The sequence below is a fragment of the Nonomuraea helvata genome, from assembly GCF_039535785.1.
Classification (GTDB): domain Bacteria; phylum Actinomycetota; class Actinomycetes; order Streptosporangiales; family Streptosporangiaceae; genus Nonomuraea; species Nonomuraea helvata.
This window is the reverse complement of record NZ_BAAAXV010000009.1, coordinates 1,552,303-1,578,909: the sequence shown is the minus strand read 5'-3', so window position 1 is coordinate 1,578,909 and position 26,607 is coordinate 1,552,303. Positions and strand designations below refer to the sequence as shown.

At 69.7% G+C, this 26,607-nt stretch carries 23 protein-coding genes and 1 pseudogene; 9 read left to right on the top strand and 15 right to left on the bottom strand.

What is annotated here, in order from left to right:
- Nucleotides 1-13: 13 nt before the first annotated feature.
- From ABD830_RS40400 to ABD830_RS40385, 4 genes are read right to left on the bottom strand one after another with little or no spacing between them, the layout of a single operon-like run.
- On the bottom strand, nt 14-553 hold the full coding sequence (locus ABD830_RS40400) for a universal stress protein (protein ID WP_344999339.1): 540 nt from the start codon (nt 551-553) through the stop codon (nt 14-16).
- A complete protein-coding gene (locus tag ABD830_RS40395) occupies nt 504-806 on the bottom strand; it encodes a hypothetical protein (protein WP_344999337.1) in 303 nt (100 codons plus the stop codon). The genes ABD830_RS40400 and ABD830_RS40395 overlap by 50 nt, the downstream gene beginning before the upstream one ends.
- On the bottom strand, nt 803-1,216 hold the full coding sequence (locus tag ABD830_RS40390; RefSeq protein WP_344999335.1) for a hypothetical protein: 414 nt from the start codon (nt 1,214-1,216) through the stop codon (nt 803-805). The genes ABD830_RS40395 and ABD830_RS40390 overlap by 4 nt, the downstream gene beginning before the upstream one ends.
- Nucleotides 1,213-3,018 carry an MDR family MFS transporter gene (locus ABD830_RS40385; RefSeq protein ID WP_344999333.1) on the bottom strand — a complete coding sequence of 602 codons (1,806 nt, stop codon included), beginning with the start codon at nt 3,016-3,018 and terminating at the stop codon, nt 1,213-1,215. The genes ABD830_RS40390 and ABD830_RS40385 overlap by 4 nt, the downstream gene beginning before the upstream one ends.
- Nucleotides 3,019-3,113: 95 nt before the next feature.
- On the opposite strand from ABD830_RS40385, the gene ABD830_RS40380 reads away from it, so the two are divergent.
- The 3 genes from ABD830_RS40380 (at nt 3,114) to ABD830_RS40370 (ending at nt 6,225) form a co-directional block, all read left to right on the top strand.
- Nucleotides 3,114-3,683: a TetR/AcrR family transcriptional regulator gene (locus ABD830_RS40380; protein WP_344999331.1), complete on the top strand. Its 570-nt coding sequence runs from the start codon at nt 3,114-3,116 to the stop codon at nt 3,681-3,683.
- 129 nt (nt 3,684-3,812) lie between these two features.
- Complete coding sequence (locus ABD830_RS40375) at nt 3,813-5,141, top strand: glycoside hydrolase family 6 protein (RefSeq protein ID WP_344999329.1); 1,329 nt, start codon at nt 3,813-3,815, stop codon at nt 5,139-5,141.
- A 103-nt stretch (nt 5,142-5,244) separates the two neighbouring features.
- Complete coding sequence (locus ABD830_RS40370) at nt 5,245-6,225, top strand: LLM class flavin-dependent oxidoreductase (RefSeq protein ID WP_344999327.1); 981 nt, start codon at nt 5,245-5,247, stop codon at nt 6,223-6,225.
- Nucleotides 6,226-6,252: 27 nt separating this feature from the next.
- Here ABD830_RS40370 and ABD830_RS40365 read toward each other — a convergent pair whose 3' ends face one another.
- The 6 genes from ABD830_RS40365 to rsgA form a co-directional block, all read right to left on the bottom strand.
- Nucleotides 6,253-6,690, bottom strand: coding sequence for a hypothetical protein (locus ABD830_RS40365; protein WP_344999325.1), 438 nt, complete (start codon nt 6,688-6,690; stop codon nt 6,253-6,255).
- A gap of 10 nt (nt 6,691-6,700) precedes the next feature.
- On the bottom strand, nt 6,701-7,771 hold the full coding sequence (locus ABD830_RS40360; protein WP_344999323.1) for a DUF6745 domain-containing protein: 1,071 nt from the start codon (nt 7,769-7,771) through the stop codon (nt 6,701-6,703).
- A 189-nt stretch (nt 7,772-7,960) separates the two neighbouring features.
- Entirely contained in the window at nt 7,961-9,583 is a 1,623-nt protein-coding gene (locus ABD830_RS40355) for a thiamine pyrophosphate-binding protein (protein ID WP_345002230.1), read from the bottom strand.
- A gap of 15 nt (nt 9,584-9,598) precedes the next feature.
- A complete protein-coding gene (locus ABD830_RS40350; protein ID WP_344999321.1) occupies nt 9,599-10,687 on the bottom strand; it encodes an FAD-dependent oxidoreductase in 1,089 nt (362 codons plus the stop codon).
- 142 nt (nt 10,688-10,829) lie between these two features.
- A complete protein-coding gene (locus tag ABD830_RS40345; RefSeq protein WP_345002229.1) occupies nt 10,830-11,342 on the bottom strand; it encodes a GNAT family N-acetyltransferase in 513 nt (170 codons plus the stop codon).
- Nucleotides 11,343-11,392: 50 nt separating this feature from the next.
- A complete protein-coding gene (rsgA, locus tag ABD830_RS40340; protein WP_344999319.1) occupies nt 11,393-12,532 on the bottom strand; it encodes a ribosome small subunit-dependent GTPase A in 1,140 nt (379 codons plus the stop codon).
- A gap of 343 nt (nt 12,533-12,875) precedes the next feature.
- Here rsgA and ABD830_RS40335 point away from each other — a divergent pair, with 343 nt between their 5' ends.
- Both ABD830_RS40335 and ABD830_RS40330 read left to right on the top strand, forming a co-directional pair.
- Nucleotides 12,876-14,276 (top strand): MFS transporter, encoded by a 1,401-nt coding sequence (locus ABD830_RS40335; protein ID WP_344999317.1) that lies wholly within the window; start codon nt 12,876-12,878, stop codon nt 14,274-14,276.
- On the top strand, nt 14,273-15,283 hold the full coding sequence (locus ABD830_RS40330; protein ID WP_344999315.1) for a pyridoxamine 5'-phosphate oxidase family protein: 1,011 nt from the start codon (nt 14,273-14,275) through the stop codon (nt 15,281-15,283). The genes ABD830_RS40335 and ABD830_RS40330 overlap by 4 nt, the downstream gene beginning before the upstream one ends.
- Before the next feature lie 8 nt (nt 15,284-15,291).
- On the opposite strand, the gene ABD830_RS40325 is transcribed toward ABD830_RS40330, so the two are convergent.
- From ABD830_RS40325 to ABD830_RS40310, 4 genes are read right to left on the bottom strand one after another with little or no spacing between them, the layout of a single operon-like run.
- Nucleotides 15,292-15,891 (bottom strand): GTP-binding protein, encoded by a 600-nt coding sequence (locus ABD830_RS40325; RefSeq protein ID WP_344999313.1) that lies wholly within the window; start codon nt 15,889-15,891, stop codon nt 15,292-15,294.
- Nucleotides 15,872-16,270: a DUF742 domain-containing protein gene (locus ABD830_RS40320; RefSeq protein ID WP_344999311.1), complete on the bottom strand. Its 399-nt coding sequence runs from the start codon at nt 16,268-16,270 to the stop codon at nt 15,872-15,874. Before ABD830_RS40320 ends, ABD830_RS40325 begins: the two co-directional genes overlap by 20 nt.
- Nucleotides 16,267-16,698: a roadblock/LC7 domain-containing protein gene (locus ABD830_RS40315; protein WP_345002228.1), complete on the bottom strand. Its 432-nt coding sequence runs from the start codon at nt 16,696-16,698 to the stop codon at nt 16,267-16,269. Before ABD830_RS40315 ends, ABD830_RS40320 begins: the two co-directional genes overlap by 4 nt.
- A complete protein-coding gene (locus ABD830_RS40310) occupies nt 16,698-19,004 on the bottom strand; it encodes a sensor histidine kinase (protein WP_344999308.1) in 2,307 nt (768 codons plus the stop codon). Before ABD830_RS40310 ends, ABD830_RS40315 begins: the two co-directional genes overlap by 1 nt.
- Before the next feature lie 418 nt (nt 19,005-19,422).
- Here ABD830_RS40310 and ABD830_RS40305 point away from each other — a divergent pair, with 418 nt between their 5' ends.
- The 3 genes from ABD830_RS40305 (at nt 19,423) to ABD830_RS40295 (ending at nt 22,306) form a co-directional block, all read left to right on the top strand.
- Nucleotides 19,423-20,349 (top strand): phosphotransferase family protein, encoded by a 927-nt coding sequence (locus ABD830_RS40305; protein ID WP_344999306.1) that lies wholly within the window; start codon nt 19,423-19,425, stop codon nt 20,347-20,349.
- A gap of 83 nt (nt 20,350-20,432) precedes the next feature.
- The gene (locus tag ABD830_RS40300) at nt 20,433-21,473 is read left to right on the top strand and encodes an ATP-binding cassette domain-containing protein (RefSeq protein ID WP_344999304.1); all 1,041 of its coding nucleotides are present in this window, start codon (nt 20,433-20,435) and stop codon (nt 21,471-21,473) included.
- Nucleotides 21,470-22,306 (top strand): ABC transporter permease, encoded by an 837-nt coding sequence (locus ABD830_RS40295; RefSeq protein ID WP_344999302.1) that lies wholly within the window; start codon nt 21,470-21,472, stop codon nt 22,304-22,306. The genes ABD830_RS40300 and ABD830_RS40295 overlap by 4 nt, the downstream gene beginning before the upstream one ends.
- Before the next feature lie 2,040 nt (nt 22,307-24,346).
- On the opposite strand, the pseudogene ABD830_RS40290 reads toward ABD830_RS40295, so the two are convergent.
- Nucleotides 24,347-25,363: pseudogene (locus ABD830_RS40290) on the bottom strand (AfsR/SARP family transcriptional regulator); the annotation flags it as partial.
- A 209-nt stretch (nt 25,364-25,572) separates the two neighbouring features.
- Between ABD830_RS40290 and ABD830_RS40285 the strand changes: the two are divergent.
- Nucleotides 25,573-26,559 carry a hypothetical protein gene (locus ABD830_RS40285; RefSeq protein WP_344999300.1) on the top strand — a complete coding sequence of 329 codons (987 nt, stop codon included), beginning with the start codon at nt 25,573-25,575 and terminating at the stop codon, nt 26,557-26,559.
- The last annotated feature ends 48 nt before the right edge of the window (nt 26,560-26,607 follow it).

Genomic DNA, 26,607 nt, shown 5'->3' with positions numbered 1-26,607 from the left:
ACGTTCAAGCAGCTCAAGGTACTATCAGCACGGTATGGCGAGCCCTTTTCGCCAGCCCGACCGCCACCGAGCCGTTCCACCTGGAGCGCGAGCGCCCCACCACGATGGCGTCGGCCATGTACGCGCCGGCCAGCGTCTCCAGCTCGCGCGCCGCGTCACCGCGCAGGCTGACGAACTGCCACGGCACGCCCGAGCCCTTCAGCTCGTCCCGCAGGTCCTCGCTCAGGTCGCCCGCCGGGTCGGGGATGATCGGCGACCCGGCGAAGAACCACAGGGCGGCGCTGTTGAGCGATTCCACGAAGGCGACGAGCAGGGCGGCGTGGTCCCTCCGGGCGAGCCCGGCCGCGTACGCGAGCGCGTTGCGGCTCGGGCCCGATCCGTCGAAGCCCACCACGAGCAGGCCGGCGCCGTCCTTGCCGATCTCGAACTCCCCTGCGGGGAGCCTGCCGGTCAGAGGCTCCCGCGCGGGGTCGGTGTCACCGCCGAACACGGCATGTCCCGCGTCAGGCGTCGGAGTGCCGTGCTGGACCCGCAGCGAAGCGGGGACGTCCATCACGGCTTTCCGAGCGCTGCTCGGCAACAAGCACGTCGCGGCGGGCCAGCTCGCGCAGGGCGTCGGCCGCGTAGATCACCAGGGTCACGAACGAGATCCCGGCGAGCGCGCCGCCGAGCCACAGGTCGTTGATCGTCGCGTCCACGTAGGGGGCGCCCCTGTCCTGATAACCGACCGCGAACGGCGCGGCGACCAGCCACAGGCCGGCCAGGAACAGCAGGACGAGGGCGGAGACGCCCAGCTTTGCCTTCATCGGTTCTCCTCCACTCCGACCAGGGGAGCCTTGCCGTTGCGGCGGTGCTCACCCGAGTTGTTGAGGTCCTCGCGCAGCGCCTCGACGAGCGGCGCCAGCAGGGTCGCCAGCTCGGCGGACGACGCCTGGGGCGCCGCCGGCACGGGCTCGGGCTCCGGCTCGGGCCGGCGCTGACGTACGACCACCAGGCCCCGCGCCACGAGCTCCTCGTAGATCGCCGCCACGAAGCAGATCGCGCCGATCAGCCCCACGACGGCCACGCCCAGGCCGCTGAAGAACTCGGACTGGGTGGCGTTCGTCCAGTCGGCGTCCTCCGGCTGGGTGCCGAGCACGAAGGGGGCGATCATCAGCCACAGCCCGGCCAGCACGGCCAGGGCAGCCGCGACGGTGCCCACAAACTTGCGAATCATTGTGAGATTCCTCCTGTTACGAGGTCTTTCTGCGGGGGCGCGGCCTGGGCGATCAGGGCGCGCGAGGTGGGTCGCAGCACGCTGTTCGCGACCGACCTGGCCCGCTCACGTTCGGTTCGGCCGTCCGGCGGCGCCATCTTGGCGACCGCGCTGAGCAGCGCGGAGCGTTCGCCGTTGGTGCGCTCGACGCGCTGGGCGATGAGCTCGAGCAGCAGTCCGGCGAGGACGAGGTCGTCCTTGCTGAGCGGCTTCGGCGCCGGGGGCGGCGTCGAGGAGCCGCGCAGCGGCAGTTCCTTGAGGAAGACCGTGGCCACGAACCCGATCAGGGCGATGGGCACGCCCACCAGGAACACCGTCTCCAGGCCCCGGGTGAACGCCTCCAGCACGATGTTCTTGATCGGCTCGGGCAGGTGCTGGATGGCTCCAGGGCTGCCGAGCTTGACGTTCCCGCCGCCGGGCAGCGCGATGTGCGCGGCCCTGAGCATGTCGGCCATCTCGTCCTTGAGGCGGTTCGTCAGGATCGCGCCGAACGCCGCCACACCGACGGCGCCACCCAGCGAGCGGAAGAACGACACGCCGGACGTGGTCGAGGCCATGTCACGCAGCTCCGAGCCGTTCTGGGCGGCCAGGATGAGCATCTGCATGGACAGGCCGAGCCCGATGCCCAGCACCGCCACGTCGAAGCCGATGAGCCACTCGCTGGAGTCGACGTGGAGCTTGGAGAGCAGGAACAGCCCGACGGCCACGATCAGCAGGCCCGCGACCGGGAAGATCTTCCACTTGCCCGTCTGTGTGACGATCTTCCCGGAGATCACGCCCGCCAGGAACAGCGCCACCACCATGGGCAGCGTCATCAGGCCGGACTTGGTCGGGCTGAGCCCCTTGACGATCTGCAGGTACTGCGGCAGGTAGATCATCGCGCCGAACATCGCCATGCCGACGAACAGCGAGGCGAGGCTGGTGAGCACGAACGTGCGGTTGCGGAACAGGCGCGGCGGCAGGATCGGGTTACGCGCCGTCCGCTCCGACACCACCGCCAGGGCCAGCATGAGCAGGCAGAGCGCCGCCAGGAAGTACGTCCAGAACGAGTTCCACTCGAACTCCACGCCGCCCAGCGTCAGCAGCAGCATGAGCGAGCTCGCGCTGGCCGTGATCGTGGTCGCGCCCCAGATGTCGATGGAGGTGCTCCGCTTGACCTTCGGCAGCTTCAGCACCTTCTGGATCACGATGAAGGCCACCACCGCGAAGGGCACCACGACGTAGAAGCACGAGCGCCAGCCCAGCCAGTCGGTGTCCACCAGGAACCCGCCGAGCAGCGGACCCGCGACCGTGGAGATCCCGAAGACCGCACCCATGTAGCCCGAGTAACGGCCGCGCTCGCGGGGCGAGACGATGTCCCCCAGGATCACCTGCGCGAGTGCCGACAAACCACCCACGCCAAGACCCTGCACGGCCCGCGCCGCGATGAGCTGACCGATGTCCTGGGAGAGACCGGCCACCAGCGAGGCCGCCACGAACAGCCCCAGGGCCGTCTGGAAGAGGAGCTTGCGCCCGAACAGGTCGGACAGCTTGCCCCACAACGGCGTGGAGACCGTCATCGTCAGCATGGTCGCCGAGGCGACCCATGAGTACTGATCCTGACCGCCGAGTTCCCCCACGATCGTCGGCAGCGCCGTGCCCACCACCGAAGTCGAGATCATCGACGTGAGCATCGCGAGCATGAGCCCGGACATGACCTCGAGGATTTCGCGGTGGGTGTACTGCCGCCTCGCGGGGGGTGCGGCCTGAGCCTGCGCAACCACTACACCACATCCCTTACTACAGCTTTACTCCACGTGAGTATACGCGCGTTTACTAGCCGCGCGGCAAGTGGGGGTCCGTTGAGTAGAGTGCGAGCATGGACGCCCAGGTGACGGACGCCCGGCCACGCGGCCGCGAGGCCACCCGCGAAAGGATCTTGCGTGCGGCCCGCACGCTGTTCGGGGAGCACGGATACGAGCGGGTGACCGTTCGGATGATCGCGGCGGCCGCGGACGCCAACATCGCCCTGGTGGGGCGCTACTTCGGCTCCAAGGCCGGACTCTTCGGCGCGGTTCTCGACGGCGAGCCGGCCTTCAGCGACCTGTTCGGCGGCGACCCCGAGAGCCTGCCGCGGCGGCTGGCCGAATACGCGGCCGAGCGCATGGAGCACCCGCCGGAGAGCCCGATCCTGCGCACGCTGGAGCGCTCGGCGGGCCACCCCGAGGTTCAGGCGGTGGCCCGGGAACGCCTGCTCACTGCCGTGCTCCACCCGTTGGAGGAGCGTCTGGAAGGCCCGGACGCACACGCCAGGGCCCGCATGGCCACGGCGGTCTTCCTCGGCGTCGGCGCCATGCGCCGCCGCATCGGCCCCGAGACGCCCACCCCGGCCGACGTCGACCGCCTGACCGCGGTCTTCGAGGCGTGCTTGAAAGTTTCACCTTCCTAGGCGGCCCTGGCCTGGGGGATGCCGCGCGCAGCCGTCGGATGTCTTTCGGCGGACTGGGACGGCTACCTACCATCCAAATGCGGTGGGAGCGCTCCCACAGCTTTCCGCATGACGGATGGAGTGAATTTCATGTCTCGCAGAAGGCCCGTGCTGGCGGTGCTCCTCGCGACGGCCGCCATGGCCGTGGCGGGCTCGGTTGTCCTCTCCTCGACCACCACCGCCGCGGCCGCCGACTCCGCTTTCTACGTGGATCCACAGACCAACGCGGCCAAGTGGGTCGCCGCGAACCCCAACGACAGCCGTACCCCGGTGATCAGGGACCGGATCGCCGCCGTGCCCCAGGGCAGGTGGTTCGCGTCGTACAACCCCTCCACCGTGCGCGGCGAGGTCAACGCGTACGTCGGCGCGGCCGCCGCGGCAGGCAAGATCCCCATCATGGTCGTGTACGACATGCCGAACCGCGACTGCGGCGGCGCGAGCGCGGGCGGCGCGCCGGACCACGCGTCGTACCGGGCCTGGATCGACCAGATCGCGGCCGGTCTCGGCGGCCGGCCCGCCACGATCGTGCTGGAGCCCGACGCGCTGGCCATCATGACGAACTGCATGAGCTCCGCGCAGCAGGCCGAGGTCAAGGCGTCCATGGCCTACGCCGGCAAGAAGTTTAGGGGAACGTCGTCCCAGGTCAAGGTGTACTTCGACATCGGCCACGACGCGTGGCTGTCCCCCTCGGAGGCCGCCTCCAGGCTGGGCGGGGCCGACGTGGCCAACAGCGCCGACGGCATCGCGGTCAACACCTCCAACTACCGCTCCACGCCCGGACTGGCGTCGTACGCCAAGAGCGTCATCGCGGCGACCGGCGTGTCCAGGCTGAAGGCGGTCATCGACACCAGCCGCAACGGCAACGGGCCGCAGGGCAGCGAGTGGTGCGACCCGGCGGGCCGCGCGACGGGCACCTGGAGCACCACCAACACGGGTGACCCGGCGATCGCCGCCTTCCTCTGGGTCAAGCCGCCGGGCGAGTCCGACGGGTGCATCGCGCCGGCCGGGCAGTTCGTGCCGCAGCGGGCGTACGACCTGGCCATGGCCGCGCCCCAGCCCACTGTGACCCCCACCGTGACGCCGACGGTCACCCCCACCGTGACCCCCACCCCGGGTCCCGGAGGCTGCACGGCCACCTACAAGGTGACGGGCCAGTGGCAGGGAGGCTTCCAGGGTGAGGTCACGGTGAAGGCCGGCTCGTCTGCCATCTCCGGCTGGAAGGTCGGCTGGACGTTCCCCAACGGGCAGACGATCACTCAGCTCTGGAACGGCACCCTGGCCGGCAGCAACCCCGTCACCGTCACGAACGCCGGCCACAACGGCAGCCTGGCTGCCGGCGCCACCACCACATTCGGCTTCCTGGGCAACTGGAACGGCCAGAACGGCACCCCCGCTCCGGTGACCTGCACGGCCTCCTGAGAACCCGGTGGGCCCCGGTCAAGGGGCCCACCGGCGAAATAACGGCGCCTTCGCGGCTGTTGCAGAGTGCCAGGTCGACACCCTCGGGGAAAGGCGCGTACTCATGGCACTGCCGCTGTCCATCCTTGATCTGGCGGTCATCGGTGAGGAGGAGACGGCAGCCGACAGTCTCGCCGCCAGCGTGGCCCTCGCCCAGCGAGCGGAGGAGCTGGGCTACCGGCGGGTCTGGTACGCCGAGCACCACAACATGCCGAGCATCGCCTCCTCGGCGACCAGCGTGCTCATCGCCCACATCGCCGCCCACACCCGGACGATCCGCCTCGGGTCGGGCGGCGTCATGCTCCCGAACCACTCCCCGCTCACCATCGCCGAGCAGTTCGGCACCCTCGAAACCCTGCACCCCGGACGCATCGACCTCGGCCTCGGCCGGGCGCCGGGCAGCGACCAGCAGACCCTGCGCGCCCTGCGGCGCACCCCGTCGTCCGCGGACTCGTTCCCGGAGGACGTTCTGGAGCTGCAGGGCTACCTCAGGGGCGAGTCCCGCATCCCCGGTGTGGACGCCACGCCGGGCAAGGGCACGGACGTGCCGCTGTACATCCTCGGCTCCTCGCTGTTCGGGGCCCAGCTCGCCGCCGCGCTGGGGCTCCCGTACGCGTTCGCCTCCCACTTCGCGCCCACCGCGCTGGAGGAGGCCGTGGCGCTCTACCGGCGCGACTTCAAGCCGTCCGTGCAGCTCGACCGGCCGTACGTCATCGCCGCGCTCAACGTGATCGCGGCGGAGACGTCGGAGGAGGCGCAGGAGCAGTTCCTGGCCTCGAAGCGGCTGCGGGTGAGCAGGTTCCTGGGGCGGGGGCGCACGTTCACGCCGGAGGAGGCGGACATGATCCTCGAGTCTCCGGCGGGGCGGCAGATCGTGCAGATGGCAAAATACTCGGCGGTCGGCGATCCGGCCGAGGTCAAGGACTATGTCGACCGGTTCGCCGAGCACGCCGGGGCCGACGAGCTGATCGTGGCCTTCTCCGCGCCTGACAGGAAGGCGGCGCTGCGCTCGGCCGAGCTGCTGGCGGAGGCGCACGGGCTCTGATCGGCCCGCTCGGTCCGCTCAGCCCGCTCAGTCCGCCACGAGGCGGCTCCGGTGGCCCTCGTGCTCGCGCTGCCGCCGCACGACGTACGTGCCCGGCGCGCAGCCCGTACCTCCATGCTCGGGATGCAGCAGGTAGACGGCGGACGACGCCTCGAACATGCCGATCGCCAGCCCGTCCGAGTCGGACACCTGGGTCGTCCAGACGCAGGTGCCCGGGTCGGCGACGAGCGTGTGGGGGTTGCCGCCGGCCGCGCCGCGCAGGAGTTCGACGCCCTCCGGGGGGACGGGCTGCCAGCGGGCGTCGCGCCAGGTCCCTACCGATGCGGCGACGATCGCGTGGGGGATCACGATGAGGTCGCCCTGGGCCTGGAGGCCGTCGACGACGGGGATGCGTGCCGACTGCTCGAGATGGTCGAGCACGGCGAGTCCGGTCTGCTGGGTCAGGGTGGCGAGAGTCACAGTCATGGCGTTCACCTCAGGTTCGGCGGAGAAGTCGGGAGTACTGCGCGGCGGACAGCCCGTAGGTCCAGCCGGCGGCGTCGATCGGGTCGTCGAGGAAGGCCGGCACGGTCAGCCCGTACCGCCGGCGGCGTCCGTCGCGTTCGACGGACCCGTTGACCGCGAGGAGCACTCTGGTGCCCCTGCGCATGTCGTAGAGGCGCAGCTCGGAGCCGGGATTGCCGGGGTCGGGCGCGGAGGCCACGAGCCGGAGCCCGGCCCGCTCGATGTAGGTGGTCCAGCCGAGGCGCTCGATCGCGCACCGCCTGACCTCCACGTTGGCCTCGTCCGCGATGCGCCGGACGTCCGGGTCCGTGATCACCCAGGGCGGCACCTGCGTACCGTGCCAGGAGTGCAGGTCCCAGCCGTCCGCGTAGCGCACCGCCGGTCCGTCGGTGCGGTGCAGCCGCACCTCGCCGGCGTCGCCCCACACCTCGGTGTGCACGGCGACCGGCCGCTCGGAGACGACGCAGACGCTCTCCCTGGGCCACCACCAGCCGCACGACACGGCGGCGGCCGCCCAGAGCCCGAGCCGCTCCAGCTGAGGGCCGGTGAAAGCGACACCGGCCACCTGTCGCAGGGCGTCGTAGCGGGCGATCCAGGCAATGTGCTGGTGCCAGTACAAGCTCTCATGGAACGGCCCGTTGTGCGCCGCCCGCAGCGGCGGGACGAGGGTGGCGGAGATCGAGCGGTTCAGCGGAAACTGAACCTGGTGGTGGATGAGCCGGTCGATGGGCTGTCGCGCCGGCCGGATCCGCGCGTCGAGCTCCCTGAACAGCTCACGCACCAGCGCCTCGAGCCGGCCGCGCGCCGGCCACGCGGCCATGCGCTCCACTGATTCGCGGGCTCGCGCCCCTGGCGGGACGGTCGTCAGGGCCGCGGCGGGTGACGCGACCCAGCGGAAGCGGGGTGGAGGGAGCCCGATCAGGCGGTACAGGGCCGAGATGGCGGCCTCTGCGGCCGGACGGTCGGCGGGCAGCGTCGAAAGCGCCTGGCCCAGCCATTGCTCGCGGATGGTGGCAGCTTCCCGCTGCACCGGATCGCTCACCGGATCAGGGTGGCGTCGTCCTTTCTCACGATCATGTGAAAGATGGTGACAGAACGGCGCCGCGGATGTCCACCCGTTACCTCGACGCAAGGCACTTCACGGCACCCGTGCCGACACGGAGGCCATGCTCCAGAGCAGGCCTCTCGACAAGGACTACTGGCGCACGCCGCTCGGGGAGCTCGGCGTGCTCTAGGAGAGCTCGGCCGGGAGGCCGTGCGGATCGACCTTCGCGACGATCAGGGCCGGGGCGCCGGACGCCTTCGCCGTGGCGAGGGCCTGATCGAAGGCCGCCGCGGTGTTGACCGACTGGGCGGACTGCACGCCGAGCCCGTTGGCGAATGTGACGAAGTCCCACCGATTGAGCACCACGTACGGCCTCGGCTGCGCGCTCGGATTGCCGAAGTACGCGTCGTCGATGAGGAACTGTTCGAAGGCGTAGATGCCGTTGTCGATGACCACGACGACCGGGTCGCGGGCGTACCGCGCGAGAGTGGAGAGCGCCTGCGCGGTCATGTGGAAACCGCCGTCGCCGCAGATGACCAGGGGCCGCCTGCTCGACCCGAACGACGCGCCGACCGCGGCGGCCACGGAATGCCCGATCGAGGCCCACACGGCGCCGCACATGAACGAGTCGCGCCCCTTCACCGGCAGGTTCGCGGCCGAGGCGACGCCCAGGAACGTATCGGGAACCACGAGCCAGGAGTCGTCCAGCGCGGCGCCTATGCGCTCGAAAACCTGGCGGTAGGTCAGCGGGCCTGTGGGCGGCGCGGGAGCGGGCGGATCCACCGCGGCGGGCACCGGCTTCGGTGGCGCTTTCGCCGCCTCGGTGACGAGCGCCGACACAAGAGCGCCGATCTCCGCGTTCTGCTTGGGACCGCCCTTGATCTTCACCTTGCCGTCATAGGCCGAGACGATGCGGTTGCCGCCGGTCGTCACCAGCGTCGCGTAGTTGCTGGGGAACACGCAGCCGAGCATCACGAGCAGATCCGCGTGCTCGACGGCGTTCCTGGCGGCAGGGGTGGAATGCGGCGGGGCATAGACCCCGACCCAGCCGTTGCCCTGCTCGGGCAGCACCGACTTGGCGAGCAGCGCGGTCGACCAGCGGACGCCCAGCTTGGCGATCAATTCGGCCACCTTGCCGGCGAGCCCGTAACGCTGGATCTCGGTGCCGACGAGAATGACCGGCGACATCGCGGCGCGGATCAGCCCGACGATCGTGGCCGCGAGCTGCTGCTCCGTGCCCGCCGCCGGAATGGCGAGCGGCAGCGGCCCGGCCGGCATCGGGCAGGCCTGAGTCCAGATGTCCCTGTTGATCTCGACATAGACCGGCCGCTTCTTCCTGATCGCGGTCGCGATCGCGCTGTCCACCACGGCCGGCACTTCCGAGGCCTTTCCGGCACGCGCGGCGCTCGCGGTGACGAGCCTGTACGCGGCCAGGTCCGTGTCGGGCTGCCCGGTCGAATGCGAGAACAGGACGTCGAAGTCCGTCAAGTTGTTGAGGTTGCCGGCGTTCGGGCCGCCATTGAGGACGACGACCGGGCTGCGCTCGACAAAGGCGCCGGCAATCGCGTTGATCATGCTCAACATGCCGACCCCGTTGGCGACCGCCACGGCCCCCAGGCCCTTCGTCCGCGCGTATCCGTCGGCCGCGTAACCGGCCTCCAGATCGCTCGCGGTGACGACCGATTTGATGCCATGGGGGCCGACCGCGTCGAACAGCGGCGCGCAGAAGGCGGCCGGCACGCCGAAAAGCGTGTTGACCTGCTGCTGGCTCAGTCGCGTCAGGATGTAGTCGGCGACGGTGAAGGCCATTTCCACGGACCCGGATCAGACGCGGGCCGGCATCGCCGGATCGACCATTGCCGTGTTGCGCGGGTGGTGGATGTGGATTTCCGGCATCGGCCTGGGCGCCGCCTTGCCGAAGAGCGCGGCAATGTGCTTGACCAGGTCCTTGCACACCGTTTTGCTGGCCACCTCGTTGTTCACGCCCTCTTCGAAGGTGCCGCCGATGACGACATGGTCCGCGCGGGGGAACATGTAGCCGTCCTGGCCGTACAGATATTGCAGGTCGGGCTGCGCCGGCAGCATCGCGAGCTGCCCCTTGACGGGAACCATCTTCGAGTCGTTCCACAGCACCTTCGCGCCGAGTCCTGTGCAGTTGACGATGAGCTTCTGCGTCAGCGACGTGAACACGTGCTGCTTGCTCGTGAAGTTCCGATGCACGAACATGACGCCGCGCGCCTTCAGGTCGCTTTCCAGTCGCGGGAGGAAGATCGGCGGCTCCACCAGCAACGTCTGATACTTGAACCCCGGCTTGGTGTGTCCTTCGAACGGCAGGCGCGTCAGCGGGACGCGAGCCGGCAGCAGCCCCGGCACGAGCTGCTCCACGACGTCGAGATTGGGCGACGGCTTGGGCGTGAAGTTGGGGCGCTCGGATACGCCGAACCCATGGCCGATGCTGTTCTTGAAGGTCGTGTAGGACGTTCTCAGGATGTCCTTGAGCTCGTTCTCCTTGCCCTCGTACTTGACGACGGACACGGCCCAGTGGCCGCCCGCCTTGAACGACGTGGTCTGGGCCGGGTCGCGGTCCGAATAGATCGTGACCCTGAGGCCGAGCTCGAGCAGCAAAGTGGCGGCGGTCATCCCCATGACCCCGGCGCCGAGCACCGCGACCTCCGTGTCATGCGCCACGGCGATGCGCTTCTGCACCATCTCCTTGACCTTGGCGGCACACCCCCAGCTCAACGTGATGCCGCAGCCGCCGTGGCCGTAATTGTGCACGACGAACCTGCCGGAATCCAGCTGGGCGTCGAGCCGGAACGAACCGGTACGGTACGGCCTGACCCCGGCGAGACACGCCCCGGGCGCATTCGGGTCGAAGGTGAAGTCAGGCGTCGGCAGATCGGCGGATGCCATTGTCCACCCCTCAGATCAGGTCGCGGCTCGGGAGAAGCTGTCCACCCGCATGCTTACCCATGGTCATTGATGGTGAACACATTGTAGTCGCCCGTACGGCGGGCGCCTTTGGGGCAGGCGCCCACCGTACGGGCCGACGGGATCAGACTCCGAAGGCGGCCGGATAGCGGATCGTGCCGGACGGCACAGGCCGGGTGCGGTCGAAGACGAGCGCCATCATGTACTTGTCCTCGACGTCGAACGGCGGCCGGATGGCGTGGCGCGAGGCCGGCGTGAAGCCGAAGCGCGGGTAGTACTCGGCGTGGCCGAGCACGAGGACGAGGTTCTCACCCTGCTGCCGGGCGGCGTCCAGGGCGGCGCGGATGGCCGCTGAACCGGCGCCACGGCGCTGGTGCTCGGGCCGTACGGCGCAGGGGCCCAGGGTGAGGGCGGGGAGGCCGTCGACGTGGCAGCGCGTGAGCAGCGCGAACCCGGCGACGGCGCCGTCGGGCTCCTGCGTGATCCACGACAGGCCGGGCAGCCAGGCCGCCGGGTCGGCGCGCAGCGCCTCCACCAGGTCGGCCTCGTGCGAGGTGGGGAAGGCGGCGAGGTTGACCTCCCGGATCTGGTCACGGTCGGCGTCGGTCTCGGTACGGGTGATCCAAGGGGTGGTCATGACGGTGCTGGAGTCCTTTTCTATGGTGGTGTCCGGGTCGTGGTGCGCGTTCACAGCTGCCGGTCCCGGAACCTGTAGGTGGCGCGGAGGTGGCTGGTGATGGATTTCTGCCGGTTCACGCGCTCGTCGCGCAGCCGGGCGTCGGTGCGCGAAGCCTGCCAGGCGCTCTCGCGCTGGAGCTTGCGGTAGCTGTCCAGGCGGCGTCCGGCCAGGTCACCTGCCTGGATGGCGGCCTGTACGGCGCAGCCGGGCTCGGTGTCGTGAGCGCAGTCGCCGAAGCGGCAGCCTTCGGCGAGCTGTTCGATCTCGGCGAAGACCTGCTCCAGGCTGTCTGCGGCGTCATGGAGGCTGATCGCGCGCAGACCCGGAGTGTCGATGAGCACACCGCCGCCGGGCAGGCGGACCAGTTCGCGGCGGACCGTGGTGTGCCGGCCCTTGCCGTCCTGCTCCCGCACCGTGCCGGTGCCCAGCAGTTCCGCACCGAGCAGGGCGTTGCCGAGCGTGGACTTGCCCGCGCCGGACGGTCCGAGCAGGACCGTGGTGCCATCGCCCAGCAGCGCCGTCAGGACGTCGATGTTGTGGCCGGTGGCGGCACTGGTGGCCACGATGCCGACGCCGGGCGCGAGCGCGCCGACCTCGGCGTGCGTGGCGTCTACATCGGTGTGCGCAGCGGCGGTGTGCGCGGCGGCGGTGTGCGCGGCGGCGGTGTGCGCGGCGTCGGCCGCCAGATCGGCCTTGGTCAGGACGATCAGCGGCTGCGCGCCGCTGCTCCAGGCGAGCGCGATGAAGCGCTCCAGGCGGGCGGCGTTCAGAGGGGCGGTCAGGGAGACCGCGATGACGACCGTGTCGATGTTGGCGGCCAGCACCTGCCCGTGGGAGGTACGTGACGCCGACGAGCGCACGATCGCGCTGTGCCGGGGGAGCACGGCCGCCAACTCGGGCTCTCGGCCGGGGCGCAGCGCCGCCCAGTCGCCGGTGCACGGCGCGGCCAGGGGATCGGCGGCCTGCGGCACCGGCACGGAGGCCCGGACCGGGCCGTGCTCGGTGATCGCATCACACGAGCCTCGGTGCACGCGCATGATGCGGGCGGGTACCAGGCCGGCCCTGCGGTGGTCGGCGAAGACGTCGTCGAGTGCCGGCGTCCACCCGTACGGGGACAGATTTGAGGAATCCGTAAAGGAAGGGTTCAACGTGAGACACCTTGCGGGAAGGGACCCCGGCAGGACTCAGGCGTCATCCACTCCGTGAGCCGAACAGCTCATGACAGGAGGGCAGAAGTCGGTCAGACCGGGGCCCGGGACGTGAGGATTGTCCGGGCGCTGCGCAGGGCAGCGGTCTTCACCGCGGTCATCAAACCTCACCTCCCTTCATCCCATGTCCAACATCAACATTCGGCACTTTAGCACTGTATGGCCTTGGTCGTTCACGGTTCCCGCGCAGTAACTCGGTGCCTTTGAAGTGCCGTCTTCCCTGGTCGTCCACGGTCACGCAAGATTCCTCTGTTACCAAAAAGAACTATGGGAGAGGTTTCCTGTGTCCACCACCGTTCAATCACCGCCGCCGTCCTTGCGCCTGACGCCGCGGGCCTGGGGAATGCTGCTCGTCCTGTGCGGAGCGATCTTCCTGGAAGGCATCAACGTCGCCATGCTCAACGTGGCGCTGCCCGCCATCCGGGCCGACCTCGGCCTGTCCACCGGGGAGCTGCAGTGGGTGATCAGTGCCTACGTCCTGGGCTATGGCGGGTTCATGCTGGTCGGGGGCAGAGCCGCTGACCTGTTCGGCCGCCGTCGCATGTTCCTGATCTGGCTGGCGATCTTCCTCGTCGTCTCCGCACTGGGTGGGATGGCCGACGAGGGCTGGATGCTCATCGCCGCCCGCTTCGTGGCGGGCGTCGCCGCCGCGGTCATGACGCCGGCCGGGCTGTCGATCATCACCACCAGTTTCGAGGAGGGGCCGCAGCGCAACCAGGCACTGCTGGTCTACTCCGGCACCGCGGCGGGCGGCTTCTCGCTCGGCCTGGTGCTGGGCGGCCTGCTGGCGGCCGCGAACTGGCGGCTGGTGCTGTTCGCGCCCGCCGTACTGGCCCTGATCATCCTGCTCCTGGCGCTGCCGCTGATCCCCGCCACCCCGATGGAACGTTCTGGCGATCGGCGGGTGGACGCGCTCGGAGCGGTCACCATCACCGCCGCCATCATGCTGCTGGTGCTCGGCGTCGAGCGGGCCGCCCATGCGGATGCGGGATGGACCGCCGCCATCATCGCCGCGGGGCTCGTCCTCGTCGCCCTGTTCGTCGTGATCGAGCGCAGGTCCGCCGCTCCGCTCGTACGGCTGGGCATCCTGCGCTCCGGGCCGCTGGTGCGGGCCAATCTGGCGGGCCTGCTGTTCTCCGGCGCCTTTTTCGGGTTCCAGTTCATCGCAGTGCTGTATCTGCAGGAGCTGCGCGGCTGGAGCTCGCTGCAGACCAGCCTGGCCATGCTGGCCATCGGCGCGGACGCCGTCCTCGCCCCCACCCTCACGCCCCGGCTGGTCAACCGCTACGGCAACCCGAAGGTCATCCTGGCCGGACTGCTGTTTGCCGTACTGTCCTATGTCCTGTTCCTGCCGATCGGTCTGGACACCGTCTACCTCGCCATGTTCCCCACCATGATCATTCTTGGGGTGGCGTTCGCCCTCGCGTACGGGCCGCTGACCATCGTCGCCACCGACGGCGTGGAGGAGAGCGAGCAGGGACTGGCCGGTGGGCTGCTGTACACCTCCTTCCAGTTCGGCGCCGCGCTCGGGCTCGCCGCCAGCACCGCCGTCATCGTCGCCACCACAGCGGACGGCAGCGTGGGCGACGTGCTCGACGGCTATCGCGCCGCCCTGGCCGTCCCCATCGCCGCCGCGGCCCTGGCCGCCGTGGTCAGCGCCTTCGGCCTGAGGAGGGGGCGATGACCCTGACGGTGACCTCCTTCGCGGAGATCGAGAGCGAGTTCAACGCCTTCGTCGGCGCCATCGCGTACGCCACCATGGTCACCGTCGACGCAGAGCACCGCCCCCGCACCCGCGTCCTCATCCCTGTCTGGGAAGCCGTGGACGGGCAGCCGCGCGGCTGGCTGGCCACGTACAAGACCCCGGTCAAGACGGCCCACCTCGCGGTCAACCCGCACACGTCCTTCGCCTCGACCCCTGGCGCATCCAGGCGATCCGCGGCATGGACCTGCGCGGCCGCATCTGGACAGCGCCAGAGGCGTGACGTCGGGCCCACGGGGCGAACGGCCCTGCCAGCCACCGGCAGGGTCCGCTGCCCGCTCGCGAAGGCACGCATGGGGACCAGGTCACCAAGATTTCGGACCTCGAGCGCGCAAGACCTGTCCCGCCGGAGGCTCCCCGGCAACTCTTGGTTCATGACACAGATTTCCGCGCCTTCGGGCGTACTGCCGGCTGTCGCCCAGCGCTGGCCCACCCTGCTCGGGCTGGCCTTCGCCGCCTTGAGCCTCTTCGACATGGAGAACGGCCGCAGCCTGGCGTTCGTCGTCTTCCTGGCAGCGCTCATCTACCTCGGTACGGCGGTGCTCGGCAAGCCTGGCACGGTCTGGGCCCTCTTCATCATCAGCACCGTGGCGTGGGTGGTGCTGGACAGGCTCGAGATCGACGCCTGGCCCGGTCTGGTCGGCGGCGCGATCTCGCTCATCGTCATCGGCCTGATGGGCGGGCTGCTACGCCGGCCGGTGCTGACGGCGGCACAGGTGCCGGCCATGGTGGTCTTCGGCGGGGCGGCGCTGCTGGCGCTCACCCTCTCGCCCCAGGCCGGCGGCTTCCTGGTGGCGGCGGCGCTGATCGGCCACGCCGTGCAGGACGTGCTTGTCTGGCGGGCCAAGCAGGTGGTGGCGCGATCGATGGCCGAGTTCTGCATGGTCCTCGACCTCATCCTCGGCGTGGGCATCGTGGTGCTGAGCTGATGGCCCGGTCAGGCCACGGGGTGCGGTGTGACGCGGGACCGGGCGGCCATCAGGTGGTCGATGAGCGCCAGCAGCACATCGCGGCCCGCCGCCCGGTCACGGGCGTCACAGAGCACAAGCGGCACTTGCGGATCGAGATCGAGCGCCCTGCGGATCTCCTCCTGCGTCCGGTCCCTGACACCGTGGAAGCAGTTGACGCCGACGACGAAGGGGATGCCGCGGCTCTCGAAGAAGTCGATCGACGCGAAGCTCACATCCAGCCGTCGGGTGTCGACCAGGACGACCGCGCCCATCGCTCCTTGGACGAGGTCGTTCCACATGAACCAGAAGCGTTCCTGCCCGGGGGTGCCGAACAGGTAAAGCACGAGCTCGCTGTTGATGGTGATGCGTCCGAAGTCCAGCGCGACGGTGGTGGTGGACTTGCCGCTCAGCCCTTCCAGATCATCGACGCCGACGCTGGCATGGGTCAGGTACTCCTCCGTACGCAGTGGGGCGACCTCGCTCACCGCACCCACCAGGGTGGTCTTCCCGACTCCGAAACCACCGGCGATAAGGATCTTCACTGCCAAGGGAGCAGTGTCCCCGTGGTCAGAGCTTGCGTAATCCATCCCTCACCGCCTCAAGGATTGACATATCAGGAAAGCCGCCGGCCTGAGCGAAGGCCAACGGTGGGCGGGCCCGCAGCTGACCGATCTCGATCAGATCGCCGATGAGGATCTTGGTCACTGACACCGGGAGGTCCAGTGCGGAGGCGACTTCGGCCACTGCCAGTGGCCGCTTGCACAGAGCGACGATGCTGCGGTGCTCCGGCTGCATCCTCCTCAGATCGCGTCCGGTTGCCGAAGAGACCTCGGAGATCGCCGTCACCAGGGTGATCAGGGTGAGGTCGTCCCGCTCGGAGGTGGTTCGTCCGCCGGTGATCGTATAGGGACGGACAAGAGGCTCATCGGCGTCATCGTCGTCGAAGCCCTCCGTCCAGTGTTTCATTCGTGTCTCCCCGCATCATCGGCCTGCGGCGAACGCGCATCGGTGCCCAGCTTCTGGCCGACCTGCTGGATCAGGGTGTCCATCGCGACGGCCATCAGTTCGGCGTCAACCTCCTGGGACGCGACCACGGCCAGATGGGTGCCGCGGCCCGCAGCCGTGACGAACAGCCACAGGTCGGCCATTTCGATGATGACTTGCTGGACCGGTCCGCCGCTGAAGAGCTGTCCGACGCCGCGAGCCAGACTCTGCTGGCCGGTGGCGATCGCGGCGAGGCGTTCGGCGTCCGAGCGTTCGATGGTCTGGGACCGGCTGATCACCAGGCCGTCGTCGGACAGCACGATGGCGTGCCGGGCGCCCGCGACCTGATCGACCAGACCGTCCAGGAGCCAGTCCAGGTCTCTGTTGGTGGCGGTGGTTCGCTGCGTCATCATCGATCTTCCGTCGTAGGGGAGCTGGAGTCTGAGGATCCGTTCGGCCGGGCCTGCACGGCGTCGTCACCGGTCCGGCGCCTGCGAGACTGCCTCTGGAACGCGCCGATCGTGGCACTGGATCGGCTGGGCTGATCACGTACGACCCGGGTCTCCTGGTCGGTGCGTTCATCCCTGGCCGCCGGGACCTTGAGCTCGGTGACCAGGTTGGCCTGGCGTACCCGCTGGGGCAACGGTCGGCGGCTGGACGACGGGGGTGCGTCGCCCCGATTCCGTGCCCCGCCGGGTGCTGTCATGTCTGCCGGCACGCGTCCCCTGGAGCGGGTCGGCAACTGCGCGTCCTCGTGGAGCGGGTGGCTTTCCTGCGCGTGAGGCCGTGGATCGGCGGCATCCTGGGGGACCTCATCGGGGAGTGCGGCCGGCTCCGGTACCGCTTGGGGGTGGTCGACCACCAGCGGTTCCGGGAGCAGGACGATGACACGGGTGCCACCGAAGGCCGACGACCGCAGTTCCACCTGGAGGCCCAGGCTCGCGGAGAGCCGGGCGACCACGTACAGGCCGAGCCGTACATCGTCGGCGTGTGTCATCACATCGAGCTGCGGCGGCGACTGCATCAGGGCGTTGGCGGCGGCGTACTGCTCGGGTTCCATGCCCAGGCCGCGGTCCTCGATCTCCACGGCGACGCCCCGGCTGACCTGTGCGGCCCGCACCTCGACGGGGGTCAGCGGCTTGGAGAAGGTCGTGGCGTTCTCCATGAGCTCCGCCAGAACGTGGACCAGCGGTCCCACCGCGCGCTCGGCTATCCAGGATTCGCCCTCGACGTCGATCGTGATCCGCCGGTAGTCCTGGACCTCGCCTTGCGCGGCGCGCAGTACGTCGAGCAGGTGTACCGGCTTCCGCCAGCGGCGCTGCGGCTGCCCGCCGCCGAGGATCACCAGGTTCTCCTCGTAGCGGCGCAGCCGGGCCGTGAGGTGGTCCAGGTCGAACAGGCCCTCCAGCACCTCCGGGTCCTCGTGCTTGCGTTCCAGTTCGTCCAGTTTCTTCAGCTGAAGGCCGATGAGAATCTGGGTACGGCGCGCGATGCGCTGGAGCATGCGCTGGAAGCCACGGTGCTGTTCGGCCTGCCGCACGGCGGTGAGGACAGCGCTGCGGCTGGCCAGGTTGAGGGCCTGCCCGAGCTCGCCGAGCTCGTCGGGGGTGGGCTCGACCATGTGCACTTCCGCGTCCACGTCGACGTCCTCGCCGCGCTCCAGGCGGGCGACCACCGTGGGCAGCCGCTCCTGAAGCTCCTGGGCGTCTTCGCGCAGGTGGAGGATGCGCCGGCGGAGAATGGCGGTGAGGCGCCAGCTGGTGAAGAACACCAGGCCCAAGGCGAGCAGGCCCACGGTGGTGACGCTGATGAAGATCGTGAAGAGCATGCCGGCGTGGCTGTAGCCGATCTTGCTGACGTTCTCCAGCCGGAGGCGGAGCAGCTGCAGCACTTGCCCGGAGACCGCGTCCACCGAGGAGCGCCACACGGTGCCGGCCTCGGGGAGCAGCGTCACCTGGCTGCTCTCGGAGGTGACCAGCCGCCCTTCCAGAGCGGTCATGGTCTCCCACGCCTTGCTGGTCGTCAGCGTCCTGTACTTGGTCTCGTCGTCTGTGAGGCTGGGGACCACCCGGGACCGCAGGAGGTGCTCCCTGGTGCCGATGGCGTCGGTGACGAGGCCGTACTCGTCCCTTGTCAGGCGCCCCGTCTCCCAGCCACGGGCCAGAACGGCGTCTTCGCGGCCGATCATGTCGACGACCCAGAAAAGGTCGACCAGGGTCTGTGCCTTGGTGTTCACCTCACCGTGCTCGGTGTGGCTGAGGGCGGTCAACACGCCGAGGTCTGACTCAAGGACGCCGCTGTAGTAGTCGAACGCCTTCTGCGGGTTGGACCAACCGGCGTCCACCGCTCCGCGCTGCTGATCGAGGAGGCCGAGGCCGCGTTCGGTCCGGGCGATGGCGTCGGTGAGCCCCTCCTGTCCGTTGGTGACGTCCAGGGCAACCAGGGGACGGAAGGCGCCCACGGCCTGGTCGGTCACCGCGCGCTGCTTGGCAAGCTTGTCGCGGGAGGTGCCGCGGGGGTCTGCCTGTACCTCCGCGGTGAGCCGTCGCTCCTGGTCAAGGCTGAAGAACAGGTTGGCCGCAGGTCTGCCGACAGTATTGGTGGCCAGATCCATCTGGGCCTTCTCCGACCGCCACTGGGTGGCCAGCTGGTACATGCCCGAAGCCAGCAGCGGCGTGAAGGTCACGCTCGGCACGAACACGACAATGAGCAGCACGGTACGCAAGGGCAGCCGGCGGACACCGGCCGGTCGCCGCGGCTCGCCGCTGGTTGACCCCGATAACCCGTTCCCGTCGCCCACGGTGCCCGTTCGTCGTCGCCCGAACCTGCCCAATCCAGCCACGCGCGGGACACTCTCCTCACCGATTGGTGCGTCCATGACGACAATCACCCAAGTAGGCGATTGGTGCCCGATAGTAGCCATACAGCAGATGAGTCGAAAGCCCCCACTCCGCCGGCCCGGCTGCGAGCCGCTTCGGCACGTCGCGGTCCAGCGGACGTTCCCGGCGGAGCTCTGTCTGTTCTCAGCTGCTCGATCTTGTGAGACTGGCGGGCATGACAGTCGTCCGGCCAGGCCGCAACCGGTGGAAAAAGGGCGAGACGGGTCCCGGACGTCCGTGTCAGCATGCTCGACCATGCTGGAGTACGAGACGAACGACGAGACATTGGCCGCCATCGCCGGCCTGCACGGGATCACCGCCGATCAGGTGCGGCCCCTCCCGCAGGGAGTGGCCAACCACGTCTTCCTTCTCGGAGACGACCTGGTCCTGCGCATCCCACGGACCAAGCAGTTCCTCCCCGACCTGGTCAAGGAGGCTGAAGTCATCCCCGCCGCCCTGCGCGCAGGCGTGCGGACGCCGGAAGTCGTCGCCTTCGATGACAGCTGTTCGGTGGTGGACGTGCCGTACATGCTGCTCGCCCGAGCACCCGGGGTAGATCTCACAAGCCTCGACCTGCCTTCCGCCACCGCCGGCCGCGTCTTCCGCCAGGTGGGGCGGGAACTGGCCGAACTGCACCGGCTGACCCCGGCCACCGCACCTGACCTTCGTGCCGTCCCCGTGGAGGACGGCACCGCAGACCCCTGGGCACTCACCGACCACCTTCTCGTGGCGGGCTGGATCGACACCGAGGCCGCCCGCTGGCTCACCGGCTGGTTCGACCGGCTCTCGGCGCACCTGCCTGCGGATCCGCCCTTGGTCCTGGTGCACGGCGATCTCGCTCCGCAGAACCTCCTGGTCTCCCCGGAAACAGGCCGGCTCAACGGGATCGTGGACTGGGGCGATGCCCAATGGGCCGACCCTGCTGTCGACTTCGCCAAGGTGCCCCTGACCGGCATCCCGGCCATGCTCGACGGCTACCGGCAGGAAACCGGCGAGGAAACCCCGACGAGCTGGGAAGCCCGCGTCTTGTGGTTCCACCTCACCTGGGCACTCGGACGTCTGGCGGATCCCGTCCCGCACCCGGGCGAACGCCACTGGACCGCCCCTCCAGCCAGCCGACTCCTGGGCCTGCTCCGCTTCTTCGCCTCAACCCCACCGACCCCCTGGGCCGAGCTGGCCTGAATCCGCGGTGTCGGTTCTCGCCGGGGCAACCGGTGAAACTCGGCCGAGGGCGCCGTGAAACCGGCACCGCCGAGAGTGAAGCCATGAGCATCACAGAACTCGGACGTACCGGGGGCGGCCCGGCCCCCGACGGGGGCGCAGATCTGGCCGTACGTGCGGAAGGGCTGGTGAAGACGTTCGGCGAGCACCGTGCCGTCGACGGGATCGACCTGCACGTACGCCCCGGTGAGATCTTCGGCGTCCTCGGCCCGAACGGCGCCGGCAAGACCACCACACTACGGATGCTGGCCACCCTGTTGACGATCGACGCGGGCCGTGCCGAGATCTTCGGGGTCGACGTGGCCGGCAACCCGCACGTGATCCGCCAGCTGGTCGGCGTCACCGGACAGTACGCGTCGGTCGACGAGAACCTGACTGCCCGCGAGAACCTCTGGCTCTTCGGCCGCCTGCAGGGCATCGCCGGGCCGCGTGCCCGGCGCATCGCCGGCGAGCTGCTGGGCCAGTTCGGCCTGGAGGAGGCCGCCTACAAACCGATCGCGCAGTTCTCCGGCGGCATGCGCCGGCGCCTCGACCTGGCGGCCAGCCTGATCACCAGGCCGCCGCTGATCTTCCTCGACGAGCCGACCACCGGTCTCGACCCGCGCACGCGCGGCCAGATGTGGGAAACCATCCGCGGTCTGGTCGCCGACGGCTGCACGGTGCTGCTGACCACGCAATATCTGGACGAGGCCGACCAGCTCGCCGATCGCGTCGCCGTCATCGACCACGGCCGCAAAGTCGCCGAGGGCACCCCCGACGAGCTGAAGAGCGCGGTCGGCAACTCCGCCCTCCAGTTGCTGCTCGCCGAGCCGGGCGAGGTGCCCGCCGCCGTGGAGGTCGTGCGGCGCGTCCTCGGCTCCGACCCGGTACTCAGTCCAGAGCAGGGCCGCCTCAACGTCGCCCTCGACCAGGCCGACCTGGCCGCCGACGTACTGATCGCGCTGCGCAACGCCGGGGTGTCGATCTCCTCGGTGAGCGTGGCCAAGCCCAGCCTGGACGAGGTGTTCCTCGCCCTCACCGGCCACGAGACGGACAAGAACAAGACGGACGGGGACGCCGAGACCGGCAAGGAGGAGAACCGATGAGCACCGTGATCGCACCCGCCCGCGAGGCGGTCCGGGCCGCCGACCGCGTGGCGGCCGCCAGGCGGCGCGTCTCCATGGGGGAGACGCTCGGCCAGACCCTGACGATGGCGTGGCGGGCGCTCAAGAAGATGCGTCGTAACCCGGAGCAGTTCTTCGACGTGGCGCTGCAGCCCATTCTGTTCACCGCGATGTTCGCCTTCATCTTCGGCGGCGCCATCGCCGGCGACGTGGAGAGCTACCTTCCCCTGATGATCCCCGGAATCCTCGCCCAGACCGTGTTGACGACGTGCATGGCCACGGGCACGCAACTGCGCGAGGACATGGAGAAGGGCGTTTTCGACCGGTTCAAGTCGTTGCCGATCGCCCGGATCGCGCCGCTCGCCGGCCCGATGGTGGCCGACCTGGTGCGCTACACGATCGCGGCTACTCTGACCTTCGGCATGGGCCTGGTGATGGGCTACCGCCCGGGCGGCGGAGCGGGCGGCGTGCTCGCCGCGATCCTGCTGGCGATCTTCACGGGCTGGTCGCTGGCGTGGGTCTTCACCTGGGTCGGCACGATCGCCCGGAGTGCCCAGGCCGTGCAGGGCATCTCCATGATGATCTTGTTTCCGCTGACGTTCCTGTCGAACGCGTTCGTCCCCGTCGAGACCCTGCCCGGCTGGCTGGCCGCGTTCGTACGGATCAACCCGGTCTCACACCTGGTCACGGCCGCCCGCGACCTCGCCAACAGCGCCCTCGTCAGCGGAGAGGTGGCCTGGACGCTCCTGGCATGCCTGATAGTCATCGCGATCTTCGCGCCGCTGTCGGTACGCAGCTACAAGCGGCACATGTGACCTCTGCCCGTCACGGCCGGAGACCTGCTCGATGAGACTGCGCGCCTCGTCCAGCAGGTCTGGGCCGCGTCGATCGCCGTACTCGGTCCGCAGGGCGGCGATCATGCCTGGCGCGGCCCGCTCCGCGTACGGCTCGATCCGCTCGAAGGCCATGCTGGGCATGGTCCTGTTGTACGCGAACCGCTCGGCCAGCACCAGCAGCCCGATCGCGTCGCGGGGGGCCATGGCTCTCCGTAGCAGTCCCCAGGCGCCGAGCGCGAAGAGCATCGAGCCGCACATGGGGTAGTCCAGGATGGGGTTACCCCAGGTCAGCAGGTCGTAGCCCCGGGCGGTGGAGAACAGCTCCGCGCCGTACCGGACGTCTTCCGGCGGGGCGTGGTACGCGTAGGCCGTCAGGGTGACCGACTCCGCGATGATCGTCCACGGCGTGAACTCCGTGCGCGGCACCCCGGGCAGGCGCAGGTCGCGCGCCCGCTGGACGGCCAGGCGGTACTCCGCGAGTGCGGCGGCCGTCTCGCCGCGGGCGAGGGCGAGCTCGGCCGCGCACAACGAGACGATCGCCACGCCGCCGAGCACCGCCTCATCGTCGTTGATCCGGGTGATCTCGGCGAGCTCGGTCTCCGCGGTGTCGAGGTCGCCGTCGGCGAGTGCGGCGATCAGCAGGACCGCACGGAGCTGGGTCTCGTCGTCGATGGCGCCGAGCCGGCTCAGCACCGGGATGGCGGTCCGCGCGTGTCCGACCGCCCGACGGCGGTCGCCGAGCTGCATGACCAGATGGGCCAGCACAGCGTGCATGATCGCGGCGAACCACGGTCCCTCGTCCTCGCGGAGCATCGTCAGGGTCCGCTCGGCGGCCTCGATCGCACCGGCCGCGTCTCCCTCGTTCTCCAAGACGTGGACGCTCATCCGCATCGCGGCCAAGGCCACGTCATGGTCGGCGCTGCGGCACAGCTCCGCCAGCCGGCGGCGCAGCTCGCCCTCGTCCGCGTCGCACGCGAGCGCCACCGTGGCCATCGCCGCTACGCGGGAATCCGTCGCGTCACTGGTGGGGAGCATACGGAGGAGGTCCCGCAGCGGATCGACGCTGCGGTCGTTGACGATCATGATGTTCATGAGGGTGACCAGCATGGCGGCCCTGGTCACCTCGACGAGATGCGGCGGCGGCACCCAGCCGGTGGTCGCCTGGGCGATCGCGTGCCGGTGCACGAAGACCCGGGCGTGGTCGCCGCGGATCAACCACAGCGCGCCGACGCCCGCCAGCAACTGGACCGTCGTGACGGGATCGGGCTCGCCGAGAGCCTGGCGGAGCAGATCGGCGAGGTTGCTCTCCTCGGCGTGCAACGCGTCGGCCGCCGCGAACTGCGCCGGGCTGAACAGCTGGGTGCCGTGTTCGAGGACGTATGCCGTCGCCCAGTCCCGCTGCGCCGCCCGAGCGGGCGCCTCCTCGCCGGCCTCCCTCAGCCGCATCCGCCCGAATTCCCTGACGGTCTCCAGCATCCGGTAGCGGAGGCCGTACGTCGTCTCGCGGACGCTCAGCATCGACTGCTCGGTCAGCGCGTCCACGGCGTGCAGGGCGTCCGGGCCGAGTACGTGCTCGGCCGCGGTCAGCGTGAAACCGTCGCCGAACAGCGACAACCACCGCAACGCCTGCCGTTCCGGCTCGTCCAGGAGATTCCACGACCAGTCGATGACCGCGAGCAGCGTCTGGTGCCGGTCGGGAGCCGTCCGGTTCCCGCCGCGCAGCAGGGCGAACCGGTCCGCCAGGCGCCGCGCGATCTCCTCCACTGACATCACCCGCACCTTGGCCGCGGCCAGCTCGATCGCGAGCGGCAGCCCGTCGAGGCGGGCGACGATCTCCTCGACCGCTCCCTCGTCGATCCGCACCCCCGGGCGGGCGGCCGTGGCGCGCTGGCGGAACAACTCCACCGCGTCGCCTGTGGGCAGCTCGCCGAGCAGGTAGACCCGTTCGGCGGGGATCGACAAGGGGGCGCGCGAGGTGATGAGCACCCGCAGGTCGCGGGTCGTCACGGTCAGGAACGCCACCAGGTCGGCGACGGCCTCGATCACTTGCTCGCAGTTGTCCAGGATCAGCAGCGCCGGAGCCTGGTCGAGATGCTGGGCGATCCGGGCGCGTACGTCGGAGCGCTGCTCGGCGGTCAGGGCACGACGCCCGCTGACCGAGTCCCGAACCCCGAGCGCCGAGCCCACCTCGCTCACCACGCCCTCCGGGGAGGACACTCCGACGAGCTCGATGAAGTGAGCGACAGGCTGCGCGGCGTTCCTGCCGATGACATGACCCAGCCGCGTCTTGCCCAGGCCGCCAGGGCCGATGATGGAGACCACCCGGTTGGTCTGCAACAGGGCGTGCACCGCACGGATGTCGCCGTCGCGGCCGAGCAGCGAGGAACCGTCGAACAGGATGCCCTCACGCACCGGCCGATCCGCGACGAGGAGTTCGGCGTACACGCGGGCGAGCTCAGGCCCTGGTTCGGTGCCGAGCCGCGCGGCCAGGCGGGCGCGATACCGCTCATAGCGCTCCAGAGCGGCGGCGGCACCTCGTACGGCGGCCTCGCTGCGCAGCAGGCAGGCGAGCAGCTCCTCGTCGTGCGGCCGATCGGCCGCGGCCTCCTCCAGCAGCGGCAGCGCGCTCTCGTGAGCGCCGCTCCGGCCCCGCGCGATCGCCGCCACACGTCGCGCCTCGGCCGCCCACTCCGCTGCGAGGCCCCTCAGCTCGGCGAGTGCGCCCGTGGCGCCGTCCAAGCCCCCGGCCACGAGCCCCATGGCCTCTTCGGCGCGGTGACGCGCGAGCACCATGTCGTCCTCGCCCAGTGCGGCCCGCGCCTGCTCCACCAGCGCGCCGAGCAGCAGCGCGTCCACCTGACCAGCGGGCAGCCCGAGCCGATAACCATGCGGGATCCGCACCGCGACGTCGGCGCAGGTCGCCGCCCTGGTCCGCGAGACGACCACCTGCAGCGCCTTCGTCGGATTGGCGGGCGCTTCGTCCGGCCACAACTCCTCGACCAGGCGCTCGTCACTGACCCCTGCACGCCCATGCATGGCGAGCACGGCCAGCAGGGTCTGCGCGCGATCGCCGACCACGCGCACACCCCGCCAGTGGACGCCGTCGAGCAGGACCAGTGCGGGGGACACACCCTCAGCTTACGGACGAGTCACATGGCAGGAGCATGACCGCGACGAGTATCTCGCGAGTGGATCTCGGCGCTGCCTTGTATGCGATCATGAATGGATGACAACGAGAAAGGCGCATGGTCGCTGACCGCCGGCTCGCGCTGCACGCGACCCTTCCCGACCGCTACGCCCGTCATGAGGTCCTGACCTCGACCATCGACCACCGTGGCCGACTCGTCGCCCTGGTCGCCGACCCCGGCCAAGACTTCACCCCCATCCCCGGCTTCTCCGAGCTCTGGCCGCCCCCGCGCTACGACGCGATCGCCGTCATCTGCGACGGAGCCGAGATCCGCGAGATCCCACTGACGGATCTCGGCCTGTGGTTCAACCGCATCGACACCCTCGGCGAGGGCATCGTGCTGGCCGCCGCCCGCTGTGAGCCTGTGGGCGTCGACCGTGAGCGCCACTGGGAGCCGGTGCCCGAGGGGGAACTCCACCTCACCGACAACGTCCGGGTGATCGACGGAGACGGGCAGACTCGGTCGGCTTTCTACGTCGGTGACGGCATCGAGCAGCTCATGACGGATGCTCGGGGCAGCATCTGGATCAGCTACTTCGACGAGTCGAACTACTGGTTCCCCAACCAGGACGGCACTCGCTCCTACGGGTTGATGATCGGTCTGGCGCGCTGGGACAGCGACGGAGGCCCGCCCTGGATGGCGCCGTCCTACACTCCTGACGTCGTCTGGTGCGACTGCTATGCGCTCAATGTCGGCTCTGATCTGGTCCACGCGTACCCCTACACCGACTTCCCGCTGATCGAGATCGACGCTGACGGCGTCCGGAGCGTCACACCGAACCCCGTCACGGGATGCCGCGGCCTTGCCGTCTCCGGCGCTGAACTTGCTTTCCTCGACCAGCGGCGAGCGGGCGGCGGCTTCCGCTGGGAGATCCGCAGAGCCCGCCGTCAGGGCGGAGCCGTCACCAAGGCGAACCGTGAGCGCCTGCTGCTACCGGAGGGCCGGCACCCGACCGGCTGGGCCCGGGGGAAGATCGGCAGAGACGGGACGCTGTGGCTGCACGAGGATGGGAACCCGCGGCGGTGGTACCGCTATGAGCTATGAAATGGACACCTGAACCCATCCATGCACCGACCTGCCCATCCACACCCG